Raw genomic sequence first — 7656 nt, 5'->3', positions numbered from 1 at the left:
CTCTTTCAGGCGCTCAGCGGTGATCTCAGGCCGACAAAAAACACGCATCTCGAACGCATCTACCGTGCGCCGACTCATGGTGCGGAGCTGGGAGAACGTGAGATAAAACGATCCGACCAGAGTAAGCGCCACTCCAATGGTCGTGATAGCCGCAACAGTCATCAGGCCATGGCGCCGCAGGTTGATCAGTGCCTCACGAAAGAGAAACGGAAATGCACGTGTCACGAGGCGTACCCATAAGCCCCTTCGGCTTCGTCACGAGCAAGGGTGCCGCGCTCGATCGCGATCACGCGGCGGCGCAGACGATCCACAGCGTTTTTGTCATGGGTCGCCACCAGCACGGTCGTGCCCTCACCACTCACGGCAAGCAACGCGTCCATAATCCCCTCGCTGGTCTCGGGATCGAGGTTGCCCGTGGGCTCGTCGGCGATAAGCAAGGCGGGCTTTCCCACCAGTGCCCGCGCAATCGCAACACGCTGCTGCTCGCCGCCGGAGAGCTGGGCAGGAAAAGCATCGCACCGAGGCAACATTCCGACCTGCTCCAGGCGCTCCCGCACCCTCTGACGTGCCTCGGGCCGTGGCAGCCCAAGCACCTCACAGGCGAACATCACGTTCTCCCAGACCGTGCGCTGGGGAAGTAAGCCGTAGTCTTGGAGAACGATCCCCATCTGCCGCCGGAGCGCGGGAACCTCACGGGGGATGATCTTGGTAATGTCGCGGCCCGCCACGGAGATACTCCCAGACGTTGCTCGCACATCGGCGTAGAGCAGCTTGAGGAGCGTAGACTTCCCGGCTCCGGTCGGCCCCACCAAGAAGGCAAAGTCCCCGGCAGGGAGTGCCAGTGAGATATCGGTCAGTGCTGTCACGTTTCCGGTCGGATACGTGACCCCAACACTTTTTAGCTCAATCACGACGCGTATTATATCCGACGCCCCAAACCTATCCCCTTGCGCTTTGAACCCATCCCCCCGGCCCCCTTCCCTCAGGGCAAGGAAGGGGGGGACTATCTTGAGATGCTGGGGAGGTTGGCGAGCAGCGGGTGGCCTTTGGGGAGGCGTGCTTGAGCCGTCTTGCGATACTGCTTCATCTGGGCATCGAGCACTTTAAGCTGCGTATTGCGCTCGCTGCGGGCCTGCGCCACCGCCGCTTTGCCGGTGGCATGGGAGGCGTAGGCACTCTGGAGGGCAAGAAATCCCGCCTCCAGGCTGGCCTTTGTTGTCCCGTCTGCCAGTGTGAGGGGCTTGGCAAGGGTCACGGCGCTATCGGCCTCGATCTGTGCCCAGAGCGTGAGGGTATCCTGCACCGCCTTGACAAACACCCCCTGCGACACCCGCACCGAGGGCGTCTTGGCCACCGCCCCGGCGTAGCGTGAGCCCGGAAGCAGCCCCCCCACGGTGGCCTTGAACTGCGCCAACCGGGGCAGCAGCTCGCTCTTGAGCCTCAGGCAGTCCGCCGCCGAGGTCTGCGCCCGGTTATCGCCTTCCTCCACAGATAGATAGGCCGCTGTGAGCGTCGCCTTCGCCCCCATAAACCCGGCAAGGCCCACCCCGTCGGGCAGGGTCAGCGGCACGGCTCCCAGTGCGGCATCCACCGCTGTCCAGTGCGCAATAAACGTGTCCATCTGCGCGAGATATTCTTTAATATCATTGGCTATCGGCATAATGATTACTCCCCCTTGTACTGCAAGTCATCCCCATTCTACCACAGCTTCTCCCCACCCGAACCTATTCTTTCCCCACGTCACCTTGTCTTAGCACCGCCACACCCTACAGACTCCCCCTCACAGCGCGTGCCTACCCCACCTTAATGCAAACACTCCCCGCTCAAAAATATACTTTTCATCTCTTCTAATTATCCCACTATTTTCTCTATTAGGTGGTATAATCATGTTATAAAATAAAAAGCGAAGCACTTCGCGCTCTTATAACTAAAAACTCAGCGCAGTCCTGGGGAAGACAGACGGAAACCGAAGTTGATGATCCCGTCGTCGGGCGTGTCCCCGCCTCGGTTGGCGCAGCGGAAGAAGCCCGCGTTGTAGTCGAGCCAGGAGCCGCCGCGAAGGGGTCGGCACGTCTTCTCGCTATCGTACCAGCCCTCGCACCACTCCCACACGTTGCCCGCCATATCCACCAGGCCATAGCCGTTCACGAACACGTTATTCGGGCGCTTTACCGGAGCCGTGCCCTTATCCCCGCTCGTCGGTGTCCACCACAGCTGATCCTCAGGTGCCGCGTCGCCCCACGGATAGAGCTTGCCCACCAGCTCACCCCGTGCCGCAAACTCCCACTTCGCCTCACTCGGAAGCGTCAGCCCCGCCCAGTCGGCGTAGGCTGTGCACTCGTCCCATGACACATTGACTATCGGATGATCGCGCACCGCCTCCCACCCGTCCTTCCAGACGGGATACTCCGGTAGCTCAGGCATTGCGCCCCCGAGCTTCGCCTTCGCATACTCCTGCCACATTCCCACCGTCACCGGAGTGCGCCCCATGCGAAACGGGGAGCCCAAGCCCGAGATAGTCACCAGCTCCGCTTTGTACTCAGCCAGAGTAAGGGGAGCGTGACTTTGACTCTTCATGACCTCTTCCTCCATTGCAAAATCTCCCCCTACCCTCCCCTTCCCTCTCCCCCTTCCTTCGTAGAGGGAAGGGGGCCGGGGGGATGGGTTCAAAGCGTTACGGGATGGGTTCCGGCTACGCCTTCTTAATATATGTCAGCGGGTTTCGGTCGTTGCGCCCGGTCTGGCTGCGCTTGGGAATGTCGCAGAGATAGAGCGCCGTGGCATAGACATCGCCGTGGTTAGGGATCGCGTCGCGGTAGAGTTTTTCTTTGGCGGCGTCGTAGCGAGCGCTGGACTTGTCGTTCCAGCCAACGGGCCCTTCGCCGGTGACCGGGTGGAAATCGGGGTGGAGGGAGCCGTCGGTCTGGAGCGGGATCGCTTGCATGGTCTTGGTTCCCACGCGCCCCCACTGCGTCCCCCCCTTGACCTTTGGCCCCAGAAACGCCGCGCTTGTTACGAACCAGTGCTCGGAGATATCCTGGCCGTCAATTTTCTGCTTCTTCTCCGACATCGGCAGGTTGGACTTGATAATATCGTCCACATCGCCATGAATGGAGCGCCCAAACTCGCTGGTCAGCACAATTGTCGTGTAGTCCCAGATTGGCTTTCCGGTGGTCTTGTGCGGCGTGTTTTTCAGTAGCTCAACCAAAGTAAGTAGCGGCTCCCACAGCTCCTCTTTGAGCCCCGTTGTCTGATCCGGCTGGCCCTTGGGCGTGACACCATCACCTGTCCAGAGGTTCTTGCGGCTGTGGTGCGAGTCGAAGTGGCGAATATCGCGCGTCTCGATAAAGTAAGCGCACGACAGGTTCTCCCGTATCAGCTCGTAGGTCATCATGGCCTGCACATTGGTGGCGGGGCAGAACTTCGTGCGGGCCTTGTTACCATTTACCGATCGATACGTAATCAGCTCGTCCACCGGCTGGACTTTGAACTTCTCTTTCAGCGTCGGGTCGGTAAAGAGCCGCGAGAGGGCTCCGCGATCCAGTTTCTTGCCCTTGCTCGACAGCCCCGCATAGATCTGTCGCGCCGAGTTGTAGCTCTTAATGGTCTCCATCTCAGTGTCTTTACGCAGTCCCGCATGGGCATTGTCAAGAAATTTCTCGATCTGCCGGTTGACCACGTCGCTGGCACTGCCTTGCATTCGCAGGAGAAAGTCACGAAGATTGGCGGGTGTTCCGCCGTAGATCGTGTGGGCATGGGCGGGGCCGAGGGCATGGTAGTAGCCCTTGCGCCCCGTGTACTGCACCTCATTGAGCTCGCCATCGCTGAGCCACCAGTGCCACGAGAGATTAGGAAGCGCGTAGCTCTGCCCGTAGACCTCAGAAAACGCCTGCATCACGCTCCGCTCATCGGGGTCACGATCTGCCTGCAGACGAAGATCGTAGCTACCCATGTGGGCTTTGAGGCGCTCGCCCGAGTGGAACTGACCGGTGTGCATAGACGACAACACGGCCATCTCCGGAAATAAGCTCTTGCCCGGCTCGGCGAGATAGCCGTAGTTGATCTTTCCGTTCCAGGTGCCGTCCACCCGGTAGCCGGGCTTGTTAAAGTTCAGCACCCGGTAGCGCTCGGCGCTTATTTTCTCAAACGGCAGGCGGGTATTGGGGAAGATATTGTTCTGGGTCTCCAGCGGCGAGAACATGTCGTAGCTCTCCCAGCCGCCCTCCACAAACCAGTAGATCAGGTAGTGAGGATCAGCTCCCTCCGCGGCTTTTGCCTCCAGACTCGCCGCCAGCGCCGCGCCTTGATTCGGGTCGCCGTGTTTGAGTAAGTACCCCAGAAAATCAGCCGCCCCCAGCGTCAGCCCCGCCGTCGCGCCCCGCAGCAGAAAATCCCGCCGCGTCACCGCCCACGGGTTCACGGTTGGCTTAGGCAGATCCGTGTGAAGCACCGGCGGCCCCAGCTCGGGACACTCCGTAAACTCCACGGCCCCCTCTTCGATGTCGTGATAGTTGCTCATAATTCTATTCCAGGGACGAAAATCATCCGGCTATGGGGCGAGAAAGTCGCCCTATCGCTCCGCTCGATACATCCCTACTTAAACACAAAACTCACTCATCAGCAAACAGCCACTCAAACCAAGCACGCTGTCGTTCGTTGACATAATCGATGGTGTTGGCCTTCTGCCCATTCAGAAAACTCATAATACTCGCCTTACTCTCAGTCTGAAACGCTGCGTGAAATACCCCCTTGATAAATCCTATTAGCTCTTCATATGAGTCACATTCTGCCAAAAGCCCATGCCCAACGAAAATCTCCCATATTCCGTTCGCTGATGGATTTGATTTCCAGCCATCGTGTTTACCACAACCCCAGACCTCTGCCTTATCGTTTACCACAGACAGATTCCAGTAAGTTGCTTTGTTGATGAAATCAAGCAACTCATCAAGATCATAGGGAAGGTAATTGTCTTGGTTCGCTCGTATCATAACCTACTCCATCGAGGGTGTGGCTAGTGGCACGATGGTCTCGTTTTCTTGATACACTCTCACACTCCGATATTTGCCATCGTTGGGATCACGGTGCACATGTAGCGTGCCACTGTACCAAGTCCAGTAAAAGGCATAGGCTATTTTACCGCAGGGCAATCACCTCGGCGCTCTCCCACCAGAGCGTGTCGTTTTCTGTGGGCTGACCATGAACATTGAGCAGAACGACCAGTACACCTGCCCCCTCTGGCACCGTGAGCTGCAGTGCGAAGGTCTCTTTGTCGCCACGTTTCTCCGAGGGCTGGATGCAACTCAGGCGGGTAGTGATGGGGAGCCACTTTGCCTCGCCCGGTGTTTTAAACTGCACGCTCAGCGATCCTAGCCCTGTTCCGGAAGCCTGGCAGCGTGCTCGCACCACGTAGCGCTCGCCAGGCTTGACCGTTAGGGTTTGCAAAAAGCAGCCACTGCGCACGCCGCTGGCTTTGGCGGCCTTCTTTCCCTCATCCCAGCGAAACCGCCCCTTGGAGGACTCTTCCTGCCAGTAGTTCCAGCCCGCCGGTGCTCCTGCATCGCCCCAGTCGCTTGATGCCCCAGGAAGCGCTTCTTTGCCCGGTGGTGGGCCTTGTGAAAAATCCCCGTTGCGCAAGAGATTCGGACCCGAGGCTTTCGGAACGGCTTGCACCACGACTCGCTTTGGCTTCCCGCCCAGCGGCAGACGGACGGTTTGTTTTTGGGCTTGTGTAAGAGCGTGAGTTATACCCGGGATCTGTGCTTCCCAGCTTGGCTGGACTTCTTTGTTTTTCCACTCGCTAAGCTCGCCTGGCTCAGGCCACCAGCGGCCTCGCTCACCCCAGAGCCAGACGTAGTCGTCGGCGGATCTGAGTGCAGTTGCCGTGTTTCGCTGAAGAACCTCGGCACCAACAACGGGCTGCTCGTACTCGGGCTTCGTCAAGCCGCGCTGGTGAGCATCCAGGTAGATCCCCGAACTAACCGTGACATGCTTCTTGTATTTTTGCCGGTTCTCCGGTGCGGCAAGTAGCGCTCCCTCGGTTTTGATGCGCTGGGCAATAGCGAAAAACGCCTCCAGTTTCGTGTAGAAATAAGCGTGCTCATTGCCATCAATTAGGCGCATCTGGGGCGCGACCTCATCGAGCCAGCCATCTAGAAACGCGAGATAGAGACCATAGCTGTGCAAGAACAGCGCTCGGTTCTGCTCAATTCCCGGACGCGGAATGCTCGGGCCGTGGTAGAGATTGGACTCCACGAAGTACGAGGCCAGAAAAAATGTCAGAATCGTGAGGTCAGGAAACTCAGCTTTCATCGCTCGCATGCTCTCTCGGCCTCGCTGACGGGCTTTGGCAAGATACTCGACAAACGAGTGCCTCGCTGCCTCGGGCTGGGCTTTGTAGTCAAACGGAACAAAGGGCTTGGTGTAGGGCTCAGCATCGAAGACAATGCCTTTTAAGCCACCCTGCTTGGCGATCCATGCCGCGATCCCGAAGTGCTCGACCGTGGCTGCCCAGCCGGCATCGTCGAACCAGTCCACGTCGCCGGGGTTGGCATCGAAGCGCAGAAAATTATCGGTGAGCGGCGTTTTCACACCGCGTACGGCTTGCAGATCGGCAATGGCATGGTCGAACCAGGAGCGCTTCCAGACAATGCGCGAGAACCCCGTCCGAAACGGCGTCCCGTTGAGTTTGTCGGGCAGCTCCCCCTGGGCTTTCACCCAGATCGTCGTGCCACTGGCAGGCACATTTTGCATCTTTGCGAGATCGCGCCGAAACTGCGCCGTGGTGGGCGAGTCGTGGCCGGTAATGATGAGCTTTTTCATTTAACCTCATTCTGTGGTGCACGAAAGAGCGGGAGGCCCCCGATGGCGACTTCTGTCGTGTAGAGTGCACCCGTCTTGCCCTCGGTGATGTAGAGGGTCTTATAGTCCTTGCCGCCAAACTCGATATTGGTGACATTGCTACCTGGAACTGAGATGGTACGTGCAATTTTGCCATCCGGGGCGATCACGGTGACGCAGCTCTGGCCGTAGGTGGCGACGTAGAGATTACCCGCTTGGTCAAAGCCGATCCCATCGGGGCTGTGCTTATCCGGTAGCTGACAGAAGACCTGCGGCAGCTCCAGCGAGCCGTCAGGCTTTATCGCCGCTTTTAGAATCCGAAATGTCTTTGACTCCGCGATATAGATCGTCTTGGCATCGGCAGAGAGCGCAATGCCGTTCGGAAACGCTAGCCCACTTGCCACTTTTGTGACACGACGAGAGCCTTTCTCGACGCGATAGACACAGCCGATCGGATTGGCTGCATCCGAGCCTACGGGGTCGGTGAGATAGAGGCTGCCCTCGGGATCGAAGGCCAGGTCATTAGGGCCTTTGAAGCCCTGCTCATCGCACTTGTCGGCGTAGAGCTCGGTGCGCCCGTCGCTGAAGATGCGCATAATGGCTTTGCGGCCAAAGTCGCAGGCATAGAGCGCGTTGTCGTCGCCGTAGGCCAGGCCGTTGGTCTTGCCAAAGGTGAACTTCTTCGGGTCGGCGGTAAAGAGTACCGCGTTGCCGTCTTTGTTGACCTTATTGATCGTGTTGCCCTGGCAGTTGGAGACAATCACGCCGCCCTTGCCGTCGTAGGCAGGGCCTTCTGGGAAGGCAAAGTTCTCGGCGATT

Annotated in this window: 7 protein-coding genes and 1 pseudogene; all 8 read right to left on the bottom strand. The window is 58.6% G+C overall.

Annotation, left to right across the window (positions count from 1 at the left end; all coding sequences use genetic code 11):
• A pseudogene (locus tag RMO15_RS12920) lies at nucleotides 1-225 on the bottom strand (hypothetical protein); the annotation flags it as partial.
• On the bottom strand, nucleotides 222-911 hold the full coding sequence (locus RMO15_RS12915; protein WP_309713096.1) for an ATP-binding cassette domain-containing protein: 690 nt from the start codon (nucleotides 909-911) through the stop codon (nucleotides 222-224). The gene RMO15_RS12915 and the pseudogene RMO15_RS12920, both read right to left, overlap by 4 nt.
• A 92-nt stretch (nucleotides 912-1003) precedes the next feature.
• Nucleotides 1004-1660: a hypothetical protein gene (locus RMO15_RS12910; RefSeq protein WP_309713091.1), complete on the bottom strand. Its 657-nt coding sequence runs from the start codon at nucleotides 1658-1660 to the stop codon at nucleotides 1004-1006.
• Between the two features lie 275 nt (nucleotides 1661-1935).
• A complete protein-coding gene (locus tag RMO15_RS12905) occupies nucleotides 1936-2577 on the bottom strand; it encodes an SUMF1/EgtB/PvdO family nonheme iron enzyme (RefSeq protein WP_309713089.1) in 642 nt (213 codons plus the stop codon).
• 115 nt (nucleotides 2578-2692) lie between these two features.
• Nucleotides 2693-4519 carry a hypothetical protein gene (locus tag RMO15_RS12900; RefSeq protein WP_309713087.1) on the bottom strand — a complete coding sequence of 609 codons (1827 nt, stop codon included), beginning with the start codon at nucleotides 4517-4519 and terminating at the stop codon, nucleotides 2693-2695.
• A gap of 91 nt (nucleotides 4520-4610) precedes the next feature.
• Nucleotides 4611-4988 carry a hypothetical protein gene (locus RMO15_RS12895; protein ID WP_309713084.1) on the bottom strand — a complete coding sequence of 126 codons (378 nt, stop codon included), beginning with the start codon at nucleotides 4986-4988 and terminating at the stop codon, nucleotides 4611-4613.
• A 145-nt stretch (nucleotides 4989-5133) separates the two neighbouring features.
• Entirely contained in the window at nucleotides 5134-6819 is a 1686-nt protein-coding gene (locus tag RMO15_RS12890) for a carbohydrate binding domain-containing protein (protein WP_309713081.1), read from the bottom strand.
• The coding region (locus tag RMO15_RS12885) for an SMP-30/gluconolactonase/LRE family protein (protein ID WP_309713078.1) at nucleotides 6816-7656 on the bottom strand (841 nt) is incomplete at its 5' end. The genes RMO15_RS12885 and RMO15_RS12890, both read right to left, overlap by 4 nt.

Origin of the sequence: Armatimonas sp. (assembly GCF_031410135.1) — a bacterium.
Taxonomy (GTDB): domain Bacteria; phylum Armatimonadota; class Armatimonadia; order Armatimonadales; family Armatimonadaceae; genus Armatimonas.
This window is presented reverse-complemented; position numbering and strand designations above follow the sequence as displayed.